19 protein-coding genes are annotated in these 23,663 nt (G+C 64.5%); 12 read left to right on the forward strand and 7 right to left on the reverse strand.

All coding sequences use genetic code 11. The features are described 5' to 3' along the window. Nucleotides 1–140: 140 nt before the first annotated feature. The gene (locus tag THIX_RS06315; RefSeq protein ID WP_233224428.1) at nucleotides 141–401 is read left to right on the forward strand and encodes a hypothetical protein; all 261 of its coding nucleotides are present in this window, start codon (nucleotides 141–143) and stop codon (nucleotides 399–401) included. Nucleotides 402–455: 54 nt separating this feature from the next. Here THIX_RS06315 and THIX_RS06320 read toward each other — a convergent pair whose 3' ends face one another. After that, nucleotides 456–1,493 carry a quinone-dependent dihydroorotate dehydrogenase gene (locus THIX_RS06320; protein WP_112485544.1) on the reverse strand — a complete coding sequence of 346 codons (1,038 nt, stop codon included), beginning with the start codon at nucleotides 1,491–1,493 and terminating at the stop codon, nucleotides 456–458. 96 nt (nucleotides 1,494–1,589) lie between these two features. Between THIX_RS06320 and rpiA the strand changes: the two genes are divergently transcribed. After that, nucleotides 1,590–2,252, forward strand: a complete 663-nt coding sequence (rpiA, locus tag THIX_RS06325) for a ribose-5-phosphate isomerase RpiA (protein WP_112485545.1) — start codon at nucleotides 1,590–1,592, stop codon at nucleotides 2,250–2,252. A gap of 18 nt (nucleotides 2,253–2,270) precedes the next feature. Here rpiA and THIX_RS06330 read toward each other — a convergent pair whose 3' ends face one another. The 5 genes from THIX_RS06330 to THIX_RS06350 form a co-directional block, all read right to left on the reverse strand. Further along, nucleotides 2,271–2,939 carry a glutaredoxin family protein gene (locus tag THIX_RS06330; RefSeq protein ID WP_112485546.1) on the reverse strand — a complete coding sequence of 223 codons (669 nt, stop codon included), beginning with the start codon at nucleotides 2,937–2,939 and terminating at the stop codon, nucleotides 2,271–2,273. Nucleotides 2,940–3,011: 72 nt separating this feature from the next. Then, complete coding sequence (locus THIX_RS06335) at nucleotides 3,012–5,108, reverse strand: M3 family metallopeptidase (protein WP_112485547.1); 2,097 nt, start codon at nucleotides 5,106–5,108, stop codon at nucleotides 3,012–3,014. Between the two features lie 17 nt (nucleotides 5,109–5,125). Beyond that, the gene (folD, locus tag THIX_RS06340) at nucleotides 5,126–5,974 is read right to left on the reverse strand and encodes a bifunctional methylenetetrahydrofolate dehydrogenase/methenyltetrahydrofolate cyclohydrolase FolD (protein ID WP_112485548.1); all 849 of its coding nucleotides are present in this window, start codon (nucleotides 5,972–5,974) and stop codon (nucleotides 5,126–5,128) included. Nucleotides 5,975–6,047: 73 nt separating this feature from the next. After that, complete coding sequence (locus THIX_RS06345) at nucleotides 6,048–6,662, reverse strand: response regulator transcription factor (protein WP_112485549.1); 615 nt, start codon at nucleotides 6,660–6,662, stop codon at nucleotides 6,048–6,050. Nucleotides 6,663–6,713: 51 nt separating this feature from the next. Beyond that, entirely contained in the window at nucleotides 6,714–9,302 is a 2,589-nt protein-coding gene (locus tag THIX_RS06350) for a PAS domain S-box protein (protein WP_112485550.1), read from the reverse strand. Between the two features lie 339 nt (nucleotides 9,303–9,641). Here THIX_RS06350 and aceE point away from each other — a divergent pair, with 339 nt between their 5' ends. From aceE to lpdA, 3 genes are all read left to right on the forward strand, one after another. Next, nucleotides 9,642–12,350 (forward strand): pyruvate dehydrogenase (acetyl-transferring), homodimeric type, encoded by a 2,709-nt coding sequence (gene aceE, locus THIX_RS06355; RefSeq protein ID WP_112485551.1) that lies wholly within the window; start codon nucleotides 9,642–9,644, stop codon nucleotides 12,348–12,350. Nucleotides 12,351–12,425: 75 nt separating this feature from the next. Next, nucleotides 12,426–13,817: a dihydrolipoyllysine-residue acetyltransferase gene (aceF, locus tag THIX_RS06360; protein WP_112485552.1), complete on the forward strand. Its 1,392-nt coding sequence runs from the start codon at nucleotides 12,426–12,428 to the stop codon at nucleotides 13,815–13,817. An 18-nt stretch (nucleotides 13,818–13,835) separates the two neighbouring features. Beyond that, a complete protein-coding gene (gene lpdA / locus THIX_RS06365) occupies nucleotides 13,836–15,665 on the forward strand; it encodes a dihydrolipoyl dehydrogenase (RefSeq protein WP_112485553.1) in 1,830 nt (609 codons plus the stop codon). 92 nt (nucleotides 15,666–15,757) lie between these two features. On the opposite strand, the gene THIX_RS06370 is transcribed toward lpdA, so the two are convergent. Then, the gene (locus THIX_RS06370; RefSeq protein WP_233224429.1) at nucleotides 15,758–16,516 is read right to left on the reverse strand and encodes a C40 family peptidase; all 759 of its coding nucleotides are present in this window, start codon (nucleotides 16,514–16,516) and stop codon (nucleotides 15,758–15,760) included. 180 nt (nucleotides 16,517–16,696) lie between these two features. Between THIX_RS06370 and THIX_RS06375 the strand changes: the two genes are divergently transcribed. The 7 genes from THIX_RS06375 to soxZ all read left to right on the forward strand — a co-directional run bounded on the left by THIX_RS06375 (nucleotide 16,697) and on the right by soxZ (nucleotide 23,656). Beyond that, a complete protein-coding gene (locus THIX_RS06375; RefSeq protein ID WP_112485554.1) occupies nucleotides 16,697–17,674 on the forward strand; it encodes an MDR family oxidoreductase in 978 nt (325 codons plus the stop codon). Between the two features lie 199 nt (nucleotides 17,675–17,873). Next, nucleotides 17,874–19,802, forward strand: a complete 1,929-nt coding sequence (locus THIX_RS06380) for a propionate--CoA ligase (RefSeq protein WP_256360000.1) — start codon at nucleotides 17,874–17,876, stop codon at nucleotides 19,800–19,802. A gap of 95 nt (nucleotides 19,803–19,897) precedes the next feature. Further along, nucleotides 19,898–20,281, forward strand: coding sequence for a helix-turn-helix transcriptional regulator (locus THIX_RS06385; RefSeq protein ID WP_199195362.1), 384 nt, complete (start codon nucleotides 19,898–19,900; stop codon nucleotides 20,279–20,281). A 23-nt stretch (nucleotides 20,282–20,304) separates the two neighbouring features. Next, nucleotides 20,305–21,693, forward strand: coding sequence for a sulfite dehydrogenase (gene soxC / locus THIX_RS06390; RefSeq protein ID WP_112485557.1), 1,389 nt, complete (start codon nucleotides 20,305–20,307; stop codon nucleotides 21,691–21,693). Further along, nucleotides 21,671–22,747 carry a c-type cytochrome gene (locus THIX_RS06395; RefSeq protein ID WP_112485558.1) on the forward strand — a complete coding sequence of 359 codons (1,077 nt, stop codon included), beginning with the start codon at nucleotides 21,671–21,673 and terminating at the stop codon, nucleotides 22,745–22,747. Before soxC ends, THIX_RS06395 begins: the two co-directional genes overlap by 23 nt. 77 nt (nucleotides 22,748–22,824) lie before the next feature. Next, nucleotides 22,825–23,298 carry a thiosulfate oxidation carrier protein SoxY gene (gene soxY, locus THIX_RS06400; RefSeq protein ID WP_112485559.1) on the forward strand — a complete coding sequence of 158 codons (474 nt, stop codon included), beginning with the start codon at nucleotides 22,825–22,827 and terminating at the stop codon, nucleotides 23,296–23,298. 46 nt (nucleotides 23,299–23,344) lie between these two features. Then, nucleotides 23,345–23,656: a thiosulfate oxidation carrier complex protein SoxZ gene (gene soxZ / locus THIX_RS06405; RefSeq protein WP_112485560.1), complete on the forward strand. Its 312-nt coding sequence runs from the start codon at nucleotides 23,345–23,347 to the stop codon at nucleotides 23,654–23,656. Nucleotides 23,657–23,663: the final 7 nt, after the last annotated feature.

Genomic DNA, 23,663 nt, shown 5'->3' on the forward strand with positions numbered 1-23,663 from the left:
TGCACGCGCTCGCGCAGGCCCGCCTGTTGCGCCTGAGCGACGTTTTGCGTTACAATTGCCTGTGCTGATCAATCGGGCTGCCTGACTTGGTGCCCTTTGATTCTTGTCTTGATCTACCAAGTTCCGCTAGAGGGCGAGCCGTGGCAAAAACGACTACTACGCGCAAATCCGTGGACTCCGATACCGATACCCTGGCCACAAAGCCACAGGCATCCAAAGAGGCCAATCCCTGGGATGCCATGCTGGAAAATGCGGCTGAAGTGGCCTCAACCTTCCGCAAGCGTCCGCAAGTCAAGGTTTCATCCCCTTGGCGCGAAGGTTTCGGCAGGCCGCTTTCCCAGCGGTCGCGTGAAATCTACGAACACATCACCGCGAACAAGACGCGGCTCAAGCAGAAGTAAAGTCCTGCAGCGAAAGACCCCAAGCCCCATGGGTGTGCTGGAAAGCCCGGCGCGTCAATGGGGCTTGGTCATTCTCCCCAGTGCTTGGGCGCAACGGCTCACCAGTTCCGGCCCTTGATAGATCAGCCCGGTATAGAGCTGCACCAGATTCGCACCGGCCTGGATTTTCTTAACAGCGTCGCCAGCCTGCAAAATGCCGCCGACGCCGATGATGGGGTAGCCCGGCCCCAGGCGTGCGCGCAATTGCGCAATCACCCGGGTGGACTGCTCTCGCAGCGGAGCTCCGCTCAAGCCGCCGGCTTCGTCCGCATGGGGCAGCCCCGCGACGGCATCCCTTGCAATCGTGGTGTTGGTGGCGATCACGCCGTCGATGCCGTGGCGCATCAGCGCGTCGGCCAGGGCGGCAATCTGTTCAGGCTGCAAGTCGGGCGCCACTTTCACCATCAGCGGTACGCGCTTGCCCTGCGCTTGCGCCAGTTGCTCGCGCTCGGTCGCCAGCCCTGTCAGCAAGGCCTCGAGCGCCGCATCAGTCTGCAAAGCCCGCAGCCCCTGGGTGTTGGGTGAGGAGACATTGATGGTCACATAATCGGCATGGGCATAAACCGCGCGCAGTCCGGCCGCATAGTCGTCCAGCGCCTGCTCCATGGGGGTGCTTGCGTTCTTGCCGATGTTCAGCCCCAGGGGCAGCTCGCGCCGGCTGCGGCGCACATGGTGCAGAAAGGCATCCAGCCCGGCGTTGTTGAAGCCCATGCGGTTGATCAGCGCCTGGGCCTGCGGCAAGCGGAACAGGCGCGGCTTGGCGTTGCCGGGCTGGGCGCGTGGTGTGACCGTGCCCACTTCGATGAAACCAAAGCCCATGGCCGCCAGCGCATCGATGGCTGCGCCATTCTTGTCCAGCCCGGCGGCGAGGCCGATGCGGTTGGGAAAGCTCAGGCCCAGGAGTTGCACCGGATCATGCACGCGCGGATGGGCGTAGAGCCGTGACAGCCCGGTTTGATGCAGCAGGCGCAAACCACGTAGCGTCAAGTCATGCGCCGCCTCAGGGTCCAGGCTGAAGAGTAGCGGGCGCATGAGCGCGTAGGGCAGGGGCATTGCGGGCTTGGCTTGAGTGGGCGGCGCGCTGCTGCGCCAAAGGGCGCGCTGTAGCGAGCGGCGATAATAAGGCCGACCTTTTTCGCGAGTGCACACATGACCCAGGACGAACTCAAACAAGCCGTGGCTCATGCCGCGCTGCGCCAGGTGCCGCAAGGCGAAATCATTGGTGTGGGGACGGGATCGACGGTGAATTTTTTCATCGACGCGCTCGCCACCATGAAGGACAAAGTGCGTGGCGCCGTGTCGAGTTCGGAGCGCAGCACCGAGCGTCTCAAGGCGCATGGCATCGAAGTGTTCGACTTGAACGTGGTGGAGCGTATTCCGGTTTATGTGGACGGGGCCGATGAAATCGACCCGTCCGGGGCGATGATCAAGGGCGGCGGTGGTGCGCTGACGCGGGAGAAGATCATCGCCGAAGTCGCCGATCGCTTTGTCTGCATCGTCGACGCCAGCAAGCTGGTGCCGGTGCTCGGCAAGTTTCCGCTGCCGGTGGAAGTGGTGCCGATGGCGCGCGAACTGGTGTTGCGCCGGCTGCGCGCGCTGGGCGGCGAGCCGCGTTTGCGCGAGGGCTACATCACCGACAACGGCAACGTCATCCTGGACGTGCATGGCCTGGCGATTGCCAACCCGCGCGAGTTCGAGTCCAGCATCAACCAGATTCCGGGCGTGGTCACGGTGGGCCTGTTCGCCCATCGCGGCGCCGATCTGGCGCTGGTGGGAACAGCCACGGGCGTGCAGGAACACGCTTACGTGTAAGCCGTGCTCGCCCAGGCTTCAGAACTGGAAGCCGGGCGGCGCCTTCGGGTTGGGCGGTGGCAGCACTGGGGCCGCAGGCAAGCCTTCGGGATTGCTGGCCTTCTTGGCGGGCCGTGATGCCGCGGCCAGCGGCACGAGGTTCTCGGGCGCGGCGAATGCGAAGTCTTTCGGCAGGCGAGATTGTTGGGGATAGCCCGCAGCCGTGAGCGCCTGGTTCCAGGCGTCGGGCGCAAAGCCCACCGGCAGGCGCACTCCAGCCACGGTCAGCAGCGGCAATTTTTCCGAGCCGTCGCTGATGCGCTTGTAGGCCGTGACGTCGGCTGGCGTGGCGACGCTCTTGTCGCTGTAGGGAATGCCGCGCTGGCGCAGCAAGTGCACGCCATCGTCGCAAGCCGGACATTGCGGCGTGGTGTAGATGACCACGGGATACTTGCGCACGACTGGCTGCAGATCCGCCGGAACGCGGCTTGCGCCCTGCTCGGATTGCGCCTGCGCGGGTGTGCCGATGCGCTCCACCTGCTCACCTGGGCGGCTGGGGGGAATGTCGGTGAAGGTGATCTGCCCGTTGCGCCCGACCACCTTGTAGACCGCCCAGGCCGAAGGTGCCGCAAGCGTTGCAAGCAGCGCCACGGCGGTTGCAAGCAACGCGGGACGGGCGGACGACAGCAGGACGTGGCGCATGGACATGGGCGTGGCTCCAGATCAGCGGAAGTGCTGGGCGACTAGCAGGGTAGCTCGGGGCGCGGGCGGCCGGTGGCTTCAGGTCGTCTCGACCATGCCCTGGTGGCGCAGCAGGGCGTCGATCTGCGGATCGCGCCCGCGAAAGGCACGGAAGGATTCGAGCGCCGGCCGGCTGCTGCCGCGGGCGAGGATTTCATCGCGGAAACGGGCTCCGGTCTGCGGGTCCAGGACGCCGTTTTCCTCGAACTGGGCGTACGCGTCGGCCGACAGCACCTCGGCCCATTTATAGCTGTAGTAGCCCGCCGCATAGCCACCGGCGAAGATGTGCGAGAAGCTGTGTTGAAAGCGGTAGAAGTCGGGCGGGAACAGCACGGCCACCTCTTGGCGCACGGCGGCAGCGACATCGGCCACGGTTTGTGGCGTGAAGCTGCGCAGGCTGTGGTGCAGGCGCAGGTCGAACAGCGAGAACTCGATCTGCCGCAGGGTTTGCATGCCAGCCTGGAAATTGCGCGCCGCCAGCATGCGCTCGAACAAGGCGCGAGGCAGGGCGGCGCCGGTGTCGACATGGCGGGTGAGTTGTTGCAGCACGTCCCATTCCCAGCAGAAGTTCTCCATGAACTGGCTGGGCAATTCCACCGCGTCCCACTCCACGCCGGAAATGCCGGAAGCGGAGATGTCGTCGACCTGGGTCAGCAGGTGATGCAGGCCGTGACCGAACTCGTGGAACAGGGTCTGCACGTCGTCGTGCGTCAGCAGCGCGGGTTTGCCGCCGACCCCGGCGGCGAAGTTGCAGGTGAGCAGGGCAATCGGTGTTTGCAAGCGAGTGCCGGGCTGGCCCGGGCGCAGCCAGCGGGCGCGGGCATCGTCCATCCAGGCGCCGGAGCGCTTGCCGGCGCGAGCGTGCAGGTCGGTGTAGAACTGGCCTATCCCCTGGCCCTGGGGCGTTTGCACATCCCAGAGCTTGACCTCGGGATGCCACGCGCCGCGCTGCGTTTGCGCCTCGACGATGCGCACGCCGAACAGGGTCTGCACCAGGGCGAACAGACCAGTCAGCACCTGCGGCTCGGTGAAGTATTGCTTCACCTCCTGCTCGGAGTAGTCGTAGCGGCGTTCGCGCAGGCGCTCGGAGGCGAAGGAAATATCCCAGGACGCCAGTTCGGGAAGGCCCAGATTCTCGGCGGCGAAGGCGCGCAGATCGGCCAGGTCGCGCTCGGCGTAGGGGCGGGCGCGCTGGGCGAGGTCGAGCAGGAAGTGCTCGACCTGCGCGGGGCTGTCGGCCATCTTGGGTTCGAGCGACAGCTCGGCGAAGCTGGAGAACCCCAGCAGGCGGGCTTCCTCGTCGCGCAGTTGCAGCAGTTCGGCCATCGGCGCCGAGTTGTCGAGCGCCGCGTCGCCCAGGTCGCTGGCGCGGGTGACGTAAGCGCGGTAGATGCGCTCGCGCAGGGCGCGGCTCTTGGCGTACTGCATCACCGGCACATAGCTCGGCTGGTGCAGGGTGAACACATAGCCAGGCTTGCCGAGTTCGGCCGCGGCCTCCTGGGCGACCTGCAGCACATCGGCAGGGATGCCGTCCACCTCGGCGGCGCTGGCTTCGAGTTTGGCGGCGTTGGTGGCGTCGAGCAGATGTTCGGAGAAGGTCTGGGCCAACTCGGCGCTGCGCTCCTGAATCTGGGCGTAGCGCCGGCGAGCCTCGCCCTGCAATTCGGCCCCGCTCAAGCGGAAGTCGCGCAAGGCGTGGCGGATGATGCGCTGGCGCGTGGCGCTCAGGCGGGTGAACTCCGCACTTTCGCTCAGGCGCTTGTATTGGGCGTAGAGCCCGGCGTCCAGGCCCAGCTCGGTCCAGAACTCGGTGACTTCGGGCAGCAGGGCGTTGAAGGCCTCGCGCAGCGCGGGGGTGTCGGCCACGGCGTTCAGATGCCCGACCATGCCCCAGGCACGCGAGAGCCGCTCGGTGGCGAGGTTGAGTGGGTCGACCACCGCATCCCAGGTGGCAGGAGTCACCAGGTCGGTGACTTTGGCCAGTGCGGCGCGGGCCTCGCCGATGAGTTGCGTGATGGCCGGTTTCACATGCTCGGGTTGAACCTGGGCATAAGCGGGCAGATCGGCGAAATCGAGCAGCGGGTTGCCGCGGGGTTGCGGCGCCGTTTGGCTGCTGGCTTGCTCCAATGTGGGCATGATGGCCCTCCTTCAGTTCAGAATTGCTCGCAGGCCTGCACGGTGTTGGCCAGCAGCATGGCGATGGTCATGGGGCCGACGCCGCCGGGCACGGGTGTGATCCAGCCGGCGACTTGCTCCACCGCGCCGAAGTCGACATCGCCGCACAAGGCGCCCTCGGCGTTGCGGTTCATGCCGACGTCGATGACCACCGCGCCGGGTTTCACCATGTCGGCGGTGATCAATCCGACTTTGCCCACGGCAGCCACCAGCACGTCGGCCTGGCGGCAGATGGCGGCGAGATCGGCCGTGCCGCTGTGGGCGATGGTGACTGTGGCGTCGGCTGCCAGCAGCATCATCGCCATGGGTTTGCCGACGATGTTGGAGCGTCCCACCACCACGGCGTGCTTGCCACGCAGCCGGCCCATGCCGATGTGCTCCAGCATGCGCATGCAGCCCAGCGGCGTGCAAGGGCGAAAGCCGGGCTGGCCCACCATCAGCGCGCCGGCGCTGGAGACGTGGAAACCGTCCACATCCTTGCGCGGCGAGATGGCCTCGATCACGCGGTGGGCGTCGATATGCGCCGGCAGCGGCAACTGCACCAGGATGCCGTGAACCGCCTCGTCCTGGTTGAGGGTGTGGATGCGTGCGAGCAAATCGGCCTCGTGCAGGGTGGCCGCATAGGTTTCGAGAATGGAACGCATGCCGGCCTGCTCACAGGCGGCGACCTTGTTGCGCACATACACCTGGCTGGCCGGATTGGCACCGACCAGGATGACCGCCAGTCCCGGTTGGCGCCCCGCGGCCGTGAGGGCAGCGGCGCGTACGGCGACCTCTGCGCGAACCTGTGCGGCCAGGGCCTTGCCATCGATGCGTTGAGCGGTCATGGGTGGATCGAGATGATGGGAAGTCGCGCGGCAACAGGGTGCGGCAGCGCTGCCGCGGTCAGCAGACGCCGCTTTATTTGCTCGCGCCCAGGGCGATCTTGAGCAGGTCGGCCACGGTGTTGGCGCCGAGCTTTTCCATGATGTTGGCGCGATGCGCCTCCACCGTTTTGATGCTGATGTTGAGGTCGTCGGCGATCTGCTTGTTCAGCCGCCCGGCAACGATGCGCTCCAGCACCTGCGATTCGCGGCTGGTGAGCTTGGCCAGCAGGGCGTCGCGGCTGGCGTTCTGGGTATGTTCTTCCAGGTCGACGCGGGCTTTTTGCAGCATGCGGTCGACCAGATCGCGCAGCAGATGTTCGTTGAACGGTTTTTCGATGAAATCCACTGCGCCTTTTTTCATCGTCGCCACCGCCATGGGCACGTCGCCGTGGCCGGTGATGAAGGCCAGCGGCATGCTCACGCCACGTTGAATCAGCCGGTCCTGCAATTCGATGCCGCTCATACCCGGCATGCGGACGTCCACCACGAGACAGGCCACCTCGCGCGGGTCGAAGCGGGTGAGGAAGGCTTCGGCGGAGTCGAAGCAGCGCACGCGGTAATCGTTGCCTTCGAGCAGCCATTGCAGCGAGTCGCGCACGGCCTCGTCGTCGTCAATGACATAAACCGTACCTTTGCTTGCTGGTTTCATGGGCTTGATGGGTGAGGTGCGGGTTGTGGGTGCGGTGGTTGTCGTGCCCGGCTAAGCACGGCCGAACCGGCTGTCCGACAGATCCGTGTGCTCGATGGCGGGCGTGGACGTGACTGCGGCGGGGAGTTCTTGCGGCAAGGGTTGAAAGGGCAGTGTGAAGCTGAAAATGCAACCGCATACAAGCTCTTGATTGTATTGATTCTCCGCCCAAAGCCGGCCCTGGTGGAACTCGATGATGGAGCGGCAAATGTTCAGGCCGATGCCCAGGCCGTCGGCCTTGGTGGTGTAGAAGGCCTCGAACAGATGGGCCATCACATCCTCCGGCACGCCGGTGCCGTTGTCGCGCACGGCGAAGGTGGTCTGGTGGGCGTCGGCGCTGATGTTGAGTTCGATGCTGCGCGCCAGGCCTTTGCGCTGCGCCTTGTCGACCGATTCGGCGGCATTGCGCAGCAGATTGAGCAGCACCTGCTCGACCAGGATGGGGTCGGCCCAGAGTTGCGGAATACCGGGGGCGATATGCGTGAACAGGCGCACATTGCGCCGCCGCAGATCGATTTCGGCCAGTTCCAGCGTGTTCTGCACGATGTCCTGCACGCGGCAGTCGATGCGGTGCGGCTCGCTCTTTTTCACGAAGTCGCGCACGCGGCGGATCACCGCTGCGGCACGCTGGGCCTGGCGCGCGGTTTTTTCCAGCGCCGCCTGCAGTTCCTGCGGCGGCATGGACTGGTTTTTCAGGCGTGCGATCATGCCCGAACAGTAGTTGTTGATGGCGGTGAGCGGCTGGTTGAGCTCATGTGCGAGCGAGGAGGCCATTTCGCCCATGGCGATGAGCCTGCTGGTGATCTGCGCTTTCTCTTCCTGGTTGCGCGTGACGTCGTCGGCCTGGTGGCGCGCCGTCACGTCGGTGGCGATGAGCATCTGCACGATGCGCCCGTCCACCCACTGGATGTAGCGCTGGCGCACGTCGAACCAGCGGTCCAGCGCGGCGACGTGGATTTCATGCACCTGGGCCATGGGTTTGATGATTTCGCCAGCAGGCAGACCGGCATAGGCGTCAACCTCGTCATCGGCATCCTGAACCGTGCTGGGGGGCGGATCCTGACCACTGAGCAGGTGGTGGCCGTGCGCCGAGGCGCCGAACCACTGGCGGTAGAGTTTGTTGGCGAAGAGCTGTTCGTTGCGGTCGATGGCGAGCACCGAAACCGCCGCGTCCAGGCCTTCCAGCACGGCGACGAAGCGTTCGTGCGAGGCCGCCAGCTCGTGGCGAATGCGCGTGGGCTCGGTGATGTCGGTGATCGAGGTGATCCACCCGGTCTGGCGTTCGCGCGCGTCGATCAGCGCCGAGACGTAGACGCGGGCGTCGAACTCGCTGCCGTCCTTGCGCCGCAGCTTCAGGGCGAACCCCGAGGGCGGCGCCAGCCCGTCGATGGTCTGCTGCAACGCCAGCGCCATTTCCGCCGCGCGCCGCTGTGGCCAATAGGGATGGGGCGGTGCGCTGCCCAACAAGTCTTGTTCGGAAAAGCCGGTCATCTTGCAGAACGCCAAGTTGACATAGCTGATGCGCCCTTTCAGGTCGATGGCCTGCATGCCGGTGGACAGCGAATTTTCCATCGCGCGGCGGAAGGCGGTCTCGCGCGTCAGGCTCTCCTGGGTCTGCAGCCGCTGACGCATCTGACGCCAGGTGCCCCACAGCATCCACAGCATCAGCGCCGACAGCACGAACACCGCCCAGTACAGGCCGCGCACCACCCAGCTCGGGGCCGAGTGATAACTGCTGACGCGCATGAACAAGCCAGCGTCAAAGGGATGCACGGCCGCCACATACTGCAACGGCTTGCTGTGGAGGTCCGCCGTCGCGCTACTGGCAAGAACGGTTTGTGCACGGCTCACCAACGCGACTGCATAACGCGTGCTGAGCTCCTGCACCACGTCGCTGCGCAACAAGCCGTCGATGCTGAACACGGCATTCACCGTTCCAGCGAATTGCTGGCTGGGCTCCAGCGACCCCTGGGAGGCGGCCGTACCCGCCGGTGTTTTGGGCGTACTGAACAAGGGTGTGGCGGACTGCACGACCCAGCCGACCCGAGGCAGTTGGTAGGGCATGGAATAAGCCGTGTGCAGGGTGATCTGCGCCTGGTTGAAGGCGCGCAGGGCCAGGGCCTGGTTCTCCGGCGCGCCTTTCTCCAGCAGCTTGAGGTCATGCGGCAACACCGCACTCGACGCCAGCTGCGTCACCATGCCTTGAGCGTCGGTGGCATAGACCAGCACGGCACTGGCGTGCTGTCGCAAAAAGCTGCGCGCCATGAACTCAAAACGCGCGGGCCCGCGCGGCGAAGCCTCCAGCGTGTTGGCCATGGATTGCAGCTGTTCCTGCATCAAGCCCATTTCCAGGCTCATGCGCTGCTGGGCCCACTCGCTGTCGCGCTGCAGGGTGTCGCGCTCGCGCTGCACCTCGGTTTGCTGGGTGTAGCGCACCAGCGCGGCGGCGGCGCCGAGGAACAGCACCAGGGACAACAGTGGACCAAACAGCAGCAGGCGGTCGGCGTTACGGCCGCGCAGCGCGGCCTGTGCGCGCAGGCGCAATGGCCGCAGGGCTGAAGCCAGGCGGCGCAGCAGAGGAGGGGTGTCAGAGTGGTTCACGCATGCAGTCTATGCAAGTTGCGCGTTGCGCTGCGACCTTGCCACGCGACGCGACGTCTACGGGTATGCCCGAAGCAACCAGGCTATGAGGGGCTACAGATTTCCACGATCATGGGATGGTCGATGCCGCCCTGACCTTTGCCGTGTGCGCCTGCATGACATGGTTCAGACGTTTCTCGCCTTGCGTGCGTTGCACTGAAACGCAAATCGTGTGGACGCTGGAGCCGGGCCAGTGCATCTGGAACTCCGGTTCTGTCTATTTCACAATATAAAAAGTAATATTGCGATTCGAAAAATTATCTGCAATACTTATGCCGAACCAAGATGAGGAGATTCACCATGTCGGCTGTCCCTGAGTTCCCCGTGCCCGCTTCCGCCAACGATGGTGACCCGCAGGAAACCCGTGAATGGCTCGACGCGCTGCAGGCGCTGATCGCCACGGAAGGGCGTGGGCGAGCCCACTTCCTGCTGGAGTCGCTGATTGACCAAGCGCGTCAGGACGGTGTGGACATGCCGTTCTCGGCCAACACCGCCTACGTCAACACCATCCCCGCCGACCTGGAGGAGCGTAACCCCGGCAATGTCGAGATCGAGGAGCGGCTGCGCGCCTACATGCGTTGGAACGCCATGGCCATGGTGGTGCGCGCCAACCGTCTGCATCCGCCCGATGGCGGGGATCTCGGCGGCCACATCGCTTCCTTCGCCTCGCTGGCGAGCATGCTGGGGGCGGGCTTCAACCATTTCTGGCATGCGCCCACGGCCGAGCATGGCGGCGACCTCATCTACTTCCAGGGCCATAGCGCACCGGGCGTTTACGCCCGCGCCTTCATGGAGGGGCGTCTGAGCGAGGAGCAACTCCTGAATTTCCGCCAGGAGGTCGACGGCAAAGGCCTGTCCAGCTATCCGCACCCCAAGCTGATGCCGGATTTCTGGCAGTTCTCCACGGTGTCGATGGGCCTGGGACCGATCATGGCGATCTACCAGGCGCGCTTCCTGAAGTATCTGCACGCGCGCGGCATTGCCGACACCTCCAAGCGCAAGGTCTGGGTGTTTTGCGGCGACGGCGAAATGGACGAGCCGGAATCGCTCGGTGCGATTGGGCTGGCGGCGCGTGAAAAGCTCGACAACCTGGTGTTCGTCGTCAACTGCAATCTGCAGCGTCTGGACGGCCCGGTGCGCGGCAACGGCAAGATCATCCAGGAACTCGAAGCCGAGTTCCGCGGCTCGGGCTGGAACGTCATCAAACTCATCTGGGGCTCGTACTGGGACCCGCTGCTGGCGCGCGACAAGGACGGCATCCTGCGCCAGGTGATGATGGACGTGCTCGACGGCGACTATCAGGCGATGAAGGCCAACGACGGCGCTTTCGTGCGCAAGCATTTCTTCGGACGCCATCCCAAACTGCTGGAGATGGTGAAAAACATGAGCGACGAGGACATCTGGCGCCTCAATCGCGGCGGCCACGATCCGCAAAAGGTCTACGCCGCTTTCCATGCCGCGGCCCATCACCAGGGCCAGCCCAGCGTGCTGCTGGTGAAGACCATCAAAGGCTACGGCATGGGCCAGGCGGCGGAAGCGCGCAATGTGGCGCACCAGGTGAAAAAGCTCACCGACGAGGATATCCGCGAGTTCCGCGACCGCTTCAACATCCCCGTCCCCGACCACGAGCTGCCCAATCTGCCGTTCTTCAAGCCGGCCGACGACACGCCGGAGATGCAGTACCTGCACGCCCAGCGCCAGGCACTGGGCGGCTATCTGCCGCAGCGTCGCCGCAAGGCCGACGAGCATCTGCCGATTCCCGAGCTGGCCGACGTGTTCAAACCCGTGCTGGAAGCCACTGCGGAGGGCCGCGAAATTTCCACCACCCAGGCCTATGTGCGCTGTCTCAACCAACTGCTGCGCGACAAGACCCTGGGCCCGCGCGTGGTGCCCATCCTGGTGGACGAGACCCGCACTTTCGGCATGGAGGGACTGTACCGGCAGATCGGCATCTACGCGCCCGAGGGGCAGAAGTACACCCCGGTGGACCGCGGCGAGGTGATGTATTACCGCGAGGACAAGGCCGGGCAGATTCTGCAGGAAGGCATCACCGAGGCCGGGGGCATGTGCTCGTGGATCGCTTCGGCCACGTCCTACTCGCACAGCAACCGCATCACCATTCCGTTCTACATCTACTACTCGATGTTCGGCTTTCAGCGCATCGGCGACCTGGCCTGGGCGGCGGGCGACATGCTGGCGCGCGGCTTCCTGCTGGGCGGCACCTCGGGGCGCACCACGCTCAACGGCGAAGGCCTGCAGCACGAGGACGGCCACAGCCAGATCATGGCGGCCAACATCCCCAACTGCATCAGCTACGACCCGACCTTCGCCCACGAGGTGGCCGTCATCCTGCACAGCGGCTTGAAGCGCATGGTGGAGAACCAGGAAGACATCTATTTCTACATCACCCTGTTGAACGAGAACTATGCCCAGCCGGGGCTGAAGGCCGGCACCGAGGCGCAGATTCTCAAGGGCATGTACCTGCTGCGCGAAGGGCCCAAGCTGACGCCGCGGGTGCAACTGCTGGGCTCGGGCTCCATCCTGCGCGAGGTTATTGCCGCAGCCGACTTGCTGGAAAAGGACTGGGGCGTGGCAGCCAATGTCTGGAGCTGCCCGAGTTTCAACGAACTGGCGCGCGATGGCCGCGACGTCGAGCGCTGGAATCTGCTGCACCCCGGCGAGCCGCAACGCCAGAGCTTCGTCGCGCAGCAGCTCGACAAGCACACCGGACCCGTGGTGGCCTCGACCGACTACGTGCGCCTGTTCGCCGAGCAGATTCGCCCCTTCCTGCCCAAGGGGCGCAACTACCGCGTGCTTGGCACCGACGGCTTCGGCCGCTCCGACACGCGCACCAAGCTGCGCCGGCACTTCGAGGTCGATCGCCATTTCGTCACCCTGGCCGCCTTGCGCAGCCTGGCCGACGAGGGCGCGGTGCCCCAGGCCAAGATGGCCGAGGCGATTGCCAAATACGGCATCGACGCTGATCGCATCAACCCCTTGCTGGCCTGAGCCCGCAACCCATCGCGGGAACCGCTGGGCCCATGGCGGGGTCCGCGGGGCGCCGAACAATCTGGAGACAAGAACATGGCAGTGATGGAAGTCAAGGTTCCCGACATCGGGGATTTCAAGGACGTTGAGGTGATCGAGGTGCTGGTCAAACCCGGCGACACGATCAAGGTCGAGCAGTCGCTCATCACGGTGGAGAGCGACAAGGCCAGCATGGAAATTCCCAGCAGCGCGGCCGGCGTGGTGAAGTCCATGCGGGTGAAGCTGGGTGACAAGGTGAACGAAGGCATGGTGCTGCTGGAGCTGGAGGCGGACGCTGGTGCAGCCGTCGCCACACCCGCCGCACCAGCCGCGGCGCCAGCAGCCGCTGCGAACAAGCCTGGCGACGCGGCCGTCGCCCAGCCATCTCCCGCTCCCACCCCGGCACCTGCCGCCGCCGGGGTGGGCTTCGCTTCCGAGCCGCGCCAGCACACGCCACCCACCGTGGGCTTGGAGCCAAGCGTGCCGTCTCCGAGCGCCTCGACTCAACTACCCCATGCCTCCCCCACGGTGCGCAAACTGGCGCGCGAGTTGGGCGTGCCGCTAGGCGAAGTCAAAGGCACGGGTCCGAAGGGGCGTATCAGTCCCGAGGATGTGCAGGCCTTCGTCAAGGCCGTGATGGCAGGCAAGGCCACGACCCAGGCCGCCGCCGCGACGCAGTCCGTCGGCAAGCCCGCAGGCAATGGCCTGGGGCTGAACCTGCTGCCATGGCCCAAGGTGGACTTCGCCAAGTTCGGCCCCATCCGCACCGAGCCCTTGTCGCGCATCAAGAAGCTCTCGGGCCCGAACTTGGCGCGCAACTGGGCCATGATTCCGCACGTCACCCAGTTCGACGAAGCCGACATCACCGAGTTGGAAGAGTTCCGCAAGAGCAGCAACGAGCGCCTGGCCAAGCAGGGCGTCAAGCTCACCATGCTGGCCTTCGTGATGAAGGCCTGCGTGACTGCGCTCAAGGCAATGCCCGCGTTCAACGCCTCGCTGGACGAGAGCGGCGAGAACCTCATCCTGAAGGATTATGTGCATCTGGGCTTCGCCGCCGACACGCCGCAAGGTCTGGTGGTGCCGGTGCTGAAGGACGTGGACAAGAAGGGCTTCGGCCAGATCGCCACCGAGATGGGCGAACTCGCCGCCACGGCGCGCGAGGGCAAGCTCAAGCCGTCCGACATGCAGGGTGCAACCTTCACCCTGTCCAGTCTGGGCGGCGTCGGCGGCACGGCGTTCACGCCCATCATCAACGCGCCGGAAGTGGCCATCCTCGGGTTGTCCAAGTCGCAGATCAAGCCGGTGTGGGACGGCAAGGCCTTCCAGCCAAGGTTGATGTTGCCGCTGTCGCTGTCCTACGACCATCGTGTGATCGATGGCGCGATGGCCGCGCGCTTCACCACCCTGTTCGGTGAGTTGCTGGCCGATATGCGCCGCACGTTGCTGTGAACCCCGGAGACATGCAAGATGGCAGTGATGGAAGTCAAGGTTCCCGACATCGGGGATTTCAAGGACGTTGAGGTGATCGAGGTGCTGGTCAAACCCGGCGACACGATCAAGGTCGAGCAGTCGCTCATCACGGTGGAGAGCGACAAGGCCAGCATGGAAATTCCCAGCAGCGCGGCCGGCGTGGTGAAGTCCATGCGGGTGAAGCTGGGTGACAAGGTGAACGAAGGCATGGTGCTGCTGGAGCTGGAGGCGGACGCTGCCGTGCAGCCCGCAGCCGCTCCTGATGCGGCTGCAGCACCTGCCACCCAGGCAGCGGCGGCAGCAGCTCCGCAAACCTCGGCGGCCCCCGCCGCGCCGCCGCCGGCTCCCGCAAACAGCTACACCGGGAGCGTCGACCACGATTGCGAGGTGCTGGTGCTGGGCTCCGGCCCCGGCGGCTATTCCGCCGCATTCCGCGCGGCCGATCTCGGCCTCAAGGTGGTGCTGGTCGAGCGCTACGCCGCACTCGGCGGGGTTTGCCTGAACGTGGGCTGCATTCCGAGCAAGGCGCTGCTGCATGTGGCTGCAGTGATGGACGAGGCGGCACATTTCGCCGACATCGGCGTGGACTTCGGCGCACCCAAGGTCGACCGGACCAAGCTCGCCGCGCACAAGGCGAAGGTCGTGGGCAAGCTCACCGGCGGCGTGAGCGCGATGGCCAAGATGCGCAAGGTCACGGTGGTGCGCGGCTACGGCAGCTTTGTCGACGCGCATCACGTTGCAGTGGAGTTGACCGAAGGCGAGGCGCAACACAAAACCGGGGCGACGCAGACGGTGCGCTTCCAGCGCGCCATCATCGCCGCAGGCAGCCAGGCGGTGCGTTTGCCCTTCCTGCCGGACGACCCGCGCATCGTCGACTCCACCGGCGCGCTGCAACTCGACGCCGCGCCGAAAGCCATGCTCATCGTCGGCGGCGGCATCATCGGCCTGGAAATGGGCACGGTCTATTCCACGCTGGGCGCGCGGCTTGATGTGGTGGAAATGCTCGACGGCCTGATGCCCGGTGCCGACCGCGACCTGGTCAAGGTCTGGCAGAAGCTGAATGCCAAACGCTTCGACCGCGTCATGCTCAAGACCAAGACCGTGGCTGCCGAGGCCAAGCCCGACGGCATCTGGGTGCGCTTCGAAGGTGAAGGCGCACCCCCCGAGCCGCAGCGCTACGACCTGGTGTTGCAAGCCGTGGGCCGTGCGCCCAATGGCCGCAAGATCGGTGCCGACAAGGCGGGCGTGGCGGTGAGCGAGCGCGGCTTCATTCCTGTGGACGCGCAGTTGCGCACCAATGTGCCGCACATTCACGCCATTGGCGACATCGTCGGCCAGCCCATGCTGGCGCACAAGGCGGTGCACGAAGGGCATGTGGCGGCGGAAGTGTGCGCGGGTGAATTGAAGGGGGACGCCAACTTGGCGAAGGCCGCGTTCGACGCCCGGGTGATTCCGAGTGTGGCCTACACCGACCCCGAAATCGCCTGGGTCGGCCTGACCGAAGACGCCGCCAAGGCCCAAGGCATCGCCGTCACCAAGGGCCTGTTCCCGTGGACGGCTTCAGGCCGCGCCATTGCCAATGGACGCGACGAAGGCTTCACCAAGCTGCTGTTCGACAAGGAAACGCATCGCATCGTCGGCGGCGGCATCGTCGGCACCCATGCGGGCGACTTGATCAGCGAAATCGCGCTGGCGATCGAAATGGGCGCGGACGCGGTGGACATCGGCCGCACCATCCATCCGCATCCCACGCTGGGCGAATCGGTGGGGATGGCGGCGGAAGTGGTCGAAGGCGTGTGCACCGATCTGCCGCCGCCCAGGCGCTGATGGAGTTTTGGGCAGCGCACCGCGCGGCGTCGCTTGGATGCAGGTCGTGAGCCAGGCGCAGAACCCGCACAGGGCCTGCGCCACCTCAAGCTTCAGCGGTTCGGGGAATCGGCCGCTTGAGCGGCGTTGGCGCGGCCTGAGTCGGCGCGCTGGGGCAAGGCGGTCTGCAAGGCCTTGCCCGGCCCATCTCCTGCTGCGTCGTTGCCATCCGAGCCCACTGCTGCTGGTGCTGCCTGCGCCTCGGGAACCGCATCGGCGGCGCGGGTGATGAAGCGGCGAGCCCCGTCGAAGCGCCGGGACCAGTAGGGATTGTTGAGATTGCCGATCTGCACGTCCTGCCCCGGTTTGGGCGCGTGCACGAACTCGCCGTTGCCGATGTAGATGCCCACATGCGAGAAGGCGCGGCGCAGGGTGTTGAAGAACACCAGATCGCCCGGTTTCAGCTGGTTTTCGGCAATTTTTTCGCCTTCGCGGCTTTGCTGCGCGGCGTTGTGCGGCAGCACCAAGCCCAGAGTCTGCTGATAGACGTGGCGCACGAAACCCGAGCAGTCGAAGCCGGTGGCGGCGTGGTCGCCACCATACTTATAGCCCACACCCAGGAAGCTCAGGGCATTGATGACCAGATCGGACGCGCGCGCCGAAACCTGCTGCACCAGGCCGTTCTGTGCCAGCCACTGCTGCAGCGAATCGCGGCTGCTCGAATGGGTTTCAGGCGCTTGGGTCGCGGTTTGCACCGAGTCCGTCGGCACGCCGTTGCTGGCGCCATTGTCGGCCATGCCGGCCGGGCGATTTTGCGCGCAAGCCGCCACCGCACCCGCCAGCATGGCCAGGGACAGTGCGAGTTTGAGCATGTTGGCGCGCAGATTTCCCATAAGGGCGCGACCTTACCGTTTCCCCTACGGGCCTGTCAAGCCTTGTCCAACGTGGAATGAGCCTGANACTACTCTTCAGGACGCGAAGGATTGCTTCAGCCCCACGTTGCTGCGCTTGAACTAGGCTTGCTCCATAACCCCCAACACTTGGAGACTTCAATGTTCAAAGCCTGGCTTTTGCGCAAGGAGGATGGCCGATTCAGCGCGACCTTGAGCACTGTGGACGAGCGTGAGCTGCCCGAAGGCGACGTGCTGCTGCAGGTGCAGCATTCCACCCTCAACTACAAGGATGCGCTGGCGCTGACCGACAAGGCGCCGGTGGTGCGCAAATGGCCCATGGTGCCGGGCATTGATGGCGCGGGCGTGGTGTTGCGCAGCAGCCATCCAGCCTGGAAGGCAGGAGACCGCTGGATTCTCAACGGCTTCGGCGTGGGCGAAACGCATTGGGGTTGCCTGGCCGAGCGCGCAAGCTTGCGCGGCGACTGGCTGGTGCCGCTGCCGGGGCGGTTCGACACGCGACAGGCGATGATCATCGGCACCGCGGGCTACACCGCCATGTTGTGCGTCCAGGCCATTGCTCGCCACGGCGTGCAAGCTGCCGATGGCGATGTGCTGGTGACTGGCGCCACCGGCGGGGTGGGCAGTGTCGCACTGGGCCTGCTGGCGCAACGCGGCTATCGTGTGGTGGCCGCGACCGGCAAGCCTGCCGAGGCGGATTACCTGCGGGAGCTGGGCGCTGCCGACATCATCGACCGCGCCACCTTGAGCGCACCGGGCAAGCCGCTGCAGAAAGAGCGCTGGGCTGCGGTGATCGACACCGCAGGCAGCCACATCCTGGCCAATGCCTGCGCCCAAACCCGCTGGGGCGGCGTCGTGGCCGCCTGTGGTTTGGCACAGGGCATGGATTTCCCGACCAGCGTGGCGCCCTTCATCTTGCGCAACGTCACCCTGGCCGGCGTGGACAGCGTGATGCAGCCGCTGGCTGCGCGCCGGGCGGCCTGGGACGCGCTGGCCGCGGAGATCGACCTTGCCCGGCTGGAGCGCATGGCGCACGATGTGCCGCTCGATCAGGTGCTGCAGGCAGCTGCGAGCATCATGGCCGGGCAGTCGCGCGGCCGGGCGGTGGTGGGCCTCTGAACCGAGCGGCCGCCGCGTGCATCCAGCCGGCGCATCGATCCCACACATACGCTCCAGCTTTGGCCCACAGCCGTCCGCCCCGGGGGCATCGGGTCAGTGCTGCGTCAGTTCCGGCTCCTAACGTGCGCGGGCTTGCTGCACAGGGTCGAGGTTTTGGCGAACCTCGACACCACCGGCCAGCGAATCAGAGCGGTACCCCCTGCGGCCGCCATCACAACAGGACTGGAGACAAAACATGCGCTACGCCGACTACTACCGTCGCTCGATCGAACAGCCCGAAGCCTTCTGGGCCGAGCAGGCCGGCTTGATCGATTGGCATCGGCCCTGGGATCAAGTGCTCGACGCCAGCCGCAAGCCGTTTGCACGCTGGTTCCCGGGCGGGTTGACCAATCTCTGCCACAACGCGATCGACCGGCATCTGCCCAGGCGCGCCGAGCAGCCGGCCTTGATCTGGGAGTCCACCGAAGTCGACCAAAGCCGCATCTACACCTACGCCCAGTTGCATGCCGAGGTGCAGCGCATGGCGGCGGTGCTGCGCCGGCAAGGCGTCGAGCAGGGCGACAGGGTACTGATCTACATGCCGATGATTCCCGAGGCGGTCTTCGCCATGCTGGCCTGCGCTCGCCTGGGGGCGATTCATTCCGTGGTGTTCGGCGGCTTTGCCGCCATGAGCCTGGCCACGCGCATCGACGACGCCCAGCCCAAGGTCGTGGTCAGCAGCGATGCCGGCTCGCGTGCTGGACGCGTCATTCCCTACAAGCCGCTGCTGGACGAAGCCATGACACGCGCCGCGCACAAGCCTGGCACCGTCTTGATGGTGAACCGCGGGCTGCAACCCTACGAGCCCGTGGCCGGGCGCGACCTGGATTACGCCGCAGCATGCGCCGCGGTGGGCAGTGCACCCGTGCCCTGCACCTGGGTGGATGCGACGCATCCGAGCTACATCCTCTACACCTCTGGCACCACCGGCAGGCCCAAAGGCGTGCAGCGCGACACCGGGGGCTATGCCGTGGCTCTGGCGGCTTCCATGCGCGATATCTTTCGCGCCGAGCCGGGGCAGACCTATTTCTGCACCAGCGATATCGGCTGGGTCGTCGGCCACAGTTACATCGTTTACGGGCCGCTGTTGCACGGCATGACCACGCTGCTGTACGAGGGCACGCCGCTGCGCCCGGACGCCGGCAGCTTCTGGCAACTGGTCGAGCGCCATCGGGTGAGCGTGATGTTTTCCTCGCCAACCGCCATTCGCGTGCTCAAGAAGTTCGACACGGCCTTCATGCGTTGCAGCGATTTGTCGTCCCTGCAGCGCCTGTTCCTGGCGGGTGAACCGCTGGACGAACCCACGGCGGCCTGGGTCACGCAGGCATTGGGCAAGCCTGTGGTCGACAACTACTGGCAGACCGAAACCGGCTGGCCGATTCTCAGCATCGCCGGCGGCGTGGAAGAGCTTGCGCCCAAACCTGGCTCCCCCGGTGTCGCCATGCCGGGGTATGACGTCCAAATCCTGCACGACACCACAGGCGAGCCCGTTGCGCCCGGTGAGAAGGGGGTGGTCGCCATTGGCTGGCCCCTGCCGCCGGGCTGCATGCAAACCGTCTGGCGTGACGACGCCCGCTTCGTCGACACCTATTGGTCGACCTTCCCGGGCAAACAGGTGTACTCCACCTTTGACTGGGGCGTGGCCGACGCGCGCGGCTACATCACCATTCTCGGGCGCACCGACGACGTCATCAATGTGGCCGGCCACCGCCTCGGCACACGCGAAATCGAGGAGAGCATTTCCAGCCATCCGGCCGTGGCCGAGGTGGCCGTGGTCGGAGCCGCGGATGCGATCAAGGGTCAGGTGGCGATGGCTTTCGTCGTGCCGCGCGATGCCGGCAAAGTGGCCGACGCTGCAGCTTGCGCCAGCCTGGAGACCGGCATCATGCAGACCGTGCAGGCGCAACTGGGCGCCCTGGCGCGCCCGGCTCGGGTCCGCTTCGTCGCCATGCTGCCCAAGACCCGATCCGGCAAATTGCTGCGCCGCTCCATCCAGGCACTGTGCGAGCAACGCGACCCCGGCGATCTGACCACCTTGGAAGATCCGCTTGCCCTGGCGCAGATTCGTGAAGCAATTGCTCACCAATAGCTAGGGAAACTCCTAGGCCGCCGATCTGGACGCAGAGGGCGGCTTCCCTACAATTCATAAGTTCTTGCTTATAAGCAAATTCATCAATGCCCGCGATGCTCAACACACTGCAATTGCTCGATTCAGCGGCAGCCGACCAAGTCGACGCCGAGCGCGTTTTCGTCTCCGCCGCCGAGTTGTTCGGTGTTCTGGCCACCCCTTTGCGCCTGCGCATCATCAATGCCATTTGCGACCAGGAAAAAAGTGTCGGCGACATCATGGAGGCGGTCAACTCCACCCAGCCCAACGTCTCCCAGCATCTCAAGGTGCTGTATCAGGCAGGCATCGTTGCCAAGCGGCGCGTGGGTAATCAGGTTTATTACCGGGTGCAAAGTGAGAAGGCGGTGCAGCTATGCCGCACGGTTTGCACCCAAATTGCCATCGAGCTGGACGATCCAGAGTCCGTTTCTCAATCAGAGCGCCTGGCTCGGCGCATTTAGATTTTCAACAAGCGAGGACGAGGATGAGTGACTACAGCAAAAGGCTAGGCCGGTTGCGTCCTGCACCGGAAAACTTCCTGACTGCCGAGCAAATCGCGCAGGTCCAGGGCGGCCGACGCGATTTTTTGCGTCGGGCGTTGACGGCAGCCAGCGCCACCATGGTTGCCGGCGGGGCCGTGAACGCCTACGGTGCTACTGACGACAACCGCAAAGACTGGGTTGGCGACAAGGGCAGCAAGTTGATTTTGGACAAGCCCGAGTGGGGAACCACGTTGGGCAACGGTGTGGACGAGCCGCCTTATGGCTCGCCGTCGAAATACGAGGCCAATCTGGTGCGCCGCATCAGCCCGGGTCTGGCGGCCGTCACCCAGGCCAACGTGGCCTTCGCTCCGTTGCAGGGCATGTTCGGCATCGTCACCCCGGCCGGCTTGCACTTCAACCGCTCGCACCAGGGTTGGTATGACATCGATCCGGCCCAGTTCCGGCTGATGGTCATGGGCGAAAAGGACCTGGTGAAAAACCCCAAGGTCTACAGCGTCGGCGACATCATGCGCATGCAGCCGGTGTCGCGCTTCCACTTCATCGAGTGCGGCGCCAATTCCGCCATGGAGTGGGGCAATGTGGCCGTGCCCACGGTGCAGTACACCCACGGCATGGTGTCATGCAGCGAGTTCACCGGCGTGCCGCTGATCAAACTTCTGGACGATTGCGGCGCCGATCTCAAGGGCGTGCGCTTCATCATGGCCGAAGGTGCCGATGGCTCCCACGAAAACCGCACCATCCCCATGTCCCTGGTCATGTCGGGCGAAGTGCTGGTGGTTTATGGCCAGAACGGCGAAATGCTGCGTCCTGAAAACGGCTATCCCCTGCGCCTGGTCGTCCCCGGCGTGGAAGGCGTATCGCAAATCAAGTACCTGCGCCGCATCAAACTGGGAACCTCACCCTTCGCCACCAAAGACGAAGTCTTGGGCTACGTCGACCTCATGCCCGACGGCAAGCTGCGCCAATACACCTCCGTCATGGAAGTCAAGTCGGTGGTGACTTCGCCGTCCGGCGGGCAGGTATTGATGGATCGCGGCGTCTACAACGTCACCGGCCTGGCATGGTCGGGCCGCGGCAAGATCAAACGCGTCGATGTGTCGTTCGACGGCGGCGTCAACTGGCAGCAGGCCCGACTCGAGGGGCCGATCCAGAACAAGGCGCTGACCCGTTTCAACATTCCCTGGGTGTGGAACGGCAAGGGAGCTTTCCTGCAAAGCCGCGCTGTCGACGAAACCGGCATGGTGCAGCCTACCTATCAGGAAATGCGCAAGATTCGTGGCACGCGTTCGGTGTACCACAACAATTCCATCCAAACTTGGCAAGTTGAAGAAACTGGAGACGTTCGCAATGTCCAACTCGCGAATTCGTAAAGCCGCCCTCGCGGCAGCACTCGGGCTGGCTTTTTCGGCCGCATGGGGCGCCAACGCCGCAACTTCGCTGGGTCGTGCGGCAACCCCGGACGAGATCAAGGCGTGGAATATCGACGTGCGCCCCGACTTTCAAGGGCTGCCTGCGGGACAGGGAACCGTTGCCGAAGGCACCAAGCTGTGGGAAGCCAAATGCGCTTCCTGCCATGGCGACTTCGCAGATTCCAATGCCGTGTTCCCGCCCTTGGTGGGTGCATTTCAAGCCTCGAAGCAAGACATTGCCACGGGGCGCGTTGCCAAGTTGGCGAATGTGACGGATGGCGGCGGCACCTCGCTCGAGAAACTCTCGACCCTGTCGACGCTGTTCGACTACATCCACCGCGCGATGCCGTGGAATGCGCCGCTGTCGCTGAGTTGGAATGAAACCTATTCCCTGGTCGCTTACCTGCTGAACTTGGCCAATGTCGTGCCCGCCAATTTCACGCTGACGCGTGACAACGTGCAGCAAGTGCAAAACATGCTGCCCAACCGCAACGGCATGACCTGGAACCACGGCATGTGGCCTGGCAAGGAAATCGGAAATGGGGGTATCCCGGATACCCATAATGTTGAATGCATGAAAAACTGCAGCCCGAAGCCGAAGGTCGATTCCTTCATCCCTGCTTACGCCATGAATACTTGGGGTAACTTGGCTGATGAGACCCGCCCTTGGGGGCCGATCCGCGGTCAGGTCACCTTGTCACAGGCCGAGCTGAAAAAAGCTGCACTGCAAAAAGAATCAGCCGCAGTCGACCCCAACGCCAAGGTTGTCGCCTTGATCAAGGTCAATGGCTGCATTGCTTGCCACAGCTTTGGCGACAACAAGTTGGTCGGGCCTGGCTACAAGGAAATTGCCGGCAAATACGGTGGCAAGACAGCGATGGTGGGCGAATTGACCACCCGCATCATGAAGGGCGGCTCAGGCATATGGGGCAGCATCCCAATGCCGCCGCAGAGTATCAGCGAGGCTGATGCCAAGATGATTGCAACTTGGGTTGTAGACGGAGCGAAGCAGTAAGGCGTTAAGTCCTCGTGGTCCATCCATGAGGACAACTCTCACTACTTGCGCATTTTTATAATTGAGGAGTTAGTCGTATGAATCAATCTCGTCGTCAGGTCATGCAGCTTGGTGCTGGTGCGACCGTTGTGGGTCTGGCCGCTTCGGCCGGTCTTCTGCCCGTCACCGCCCAGGCGGCCGACGCTCCAGGCTGGGACCCCAAGTTGTTCGAAGCCAAGACTCTGGATGAAATCGCCAAGGTTCTCGGCACCACAGCCACCGAAAGCACGGATGTGTCCATCGTCGGTCCGGACATTGCCGAAAACGGTGCTGTCGTGCCGGTCGGCATCAAGTCCACGGCCGCTGGCGTGAGCATGCTGGGCATCGTGGTGCAGAAAAACCCCACTGCGCTGGTCGCTACCTTCAGCACCAAGGATGGAGCCGAGCCGAACTTTGCCACCCGTATCAAGATGGCGCAGACCTCCCACGTCTATGCCGTGGCGAAGGCTGGTGACAAGCTGCTGTTCAGCAAGAAAGAAATCAAGGTCACGCTCGGCGGTTGCGGCGGCTGATCCCTTCTTTCCTACCTCGGTTATCTAGACTTTACTGGAGTTCAATATGCCAAATCCGATGCGCATGCGCGCTAACGTCGAAGGCGACGCAGTGGTTGTTCGCGTCCTGATGTCTCACCCCGAAGATACCGGCCTGATGAAGGCCCCGGACGGGAAAATCATCCCGGCCCATTTCATTCAATCCGTCATCTGCAAAAACAATGACAAGACCGTCCTGACTTGCGATTGGGGCACGGCCATTTCCAAGAATCCGTTCCTCGAATTCCGTTTCAAGGGTGGAAAATCGGGCGACAAGGTTTCAGTGACGTGGCTGGACAACAAAGGCGAAACCCAGACCGACACCACCACGGTGTCCTGAAGTATCG

The sequence above is a fragment of the Thiomonas sp. X19 genome, assembly GCF_900089495.1.
Classification (GTDB): domain Bacteria; phylum Pseudomonadota; class Gammaproteobacteria; order Burkholderiales; family Burkholderiaceae_C; genus Thiomonas_A.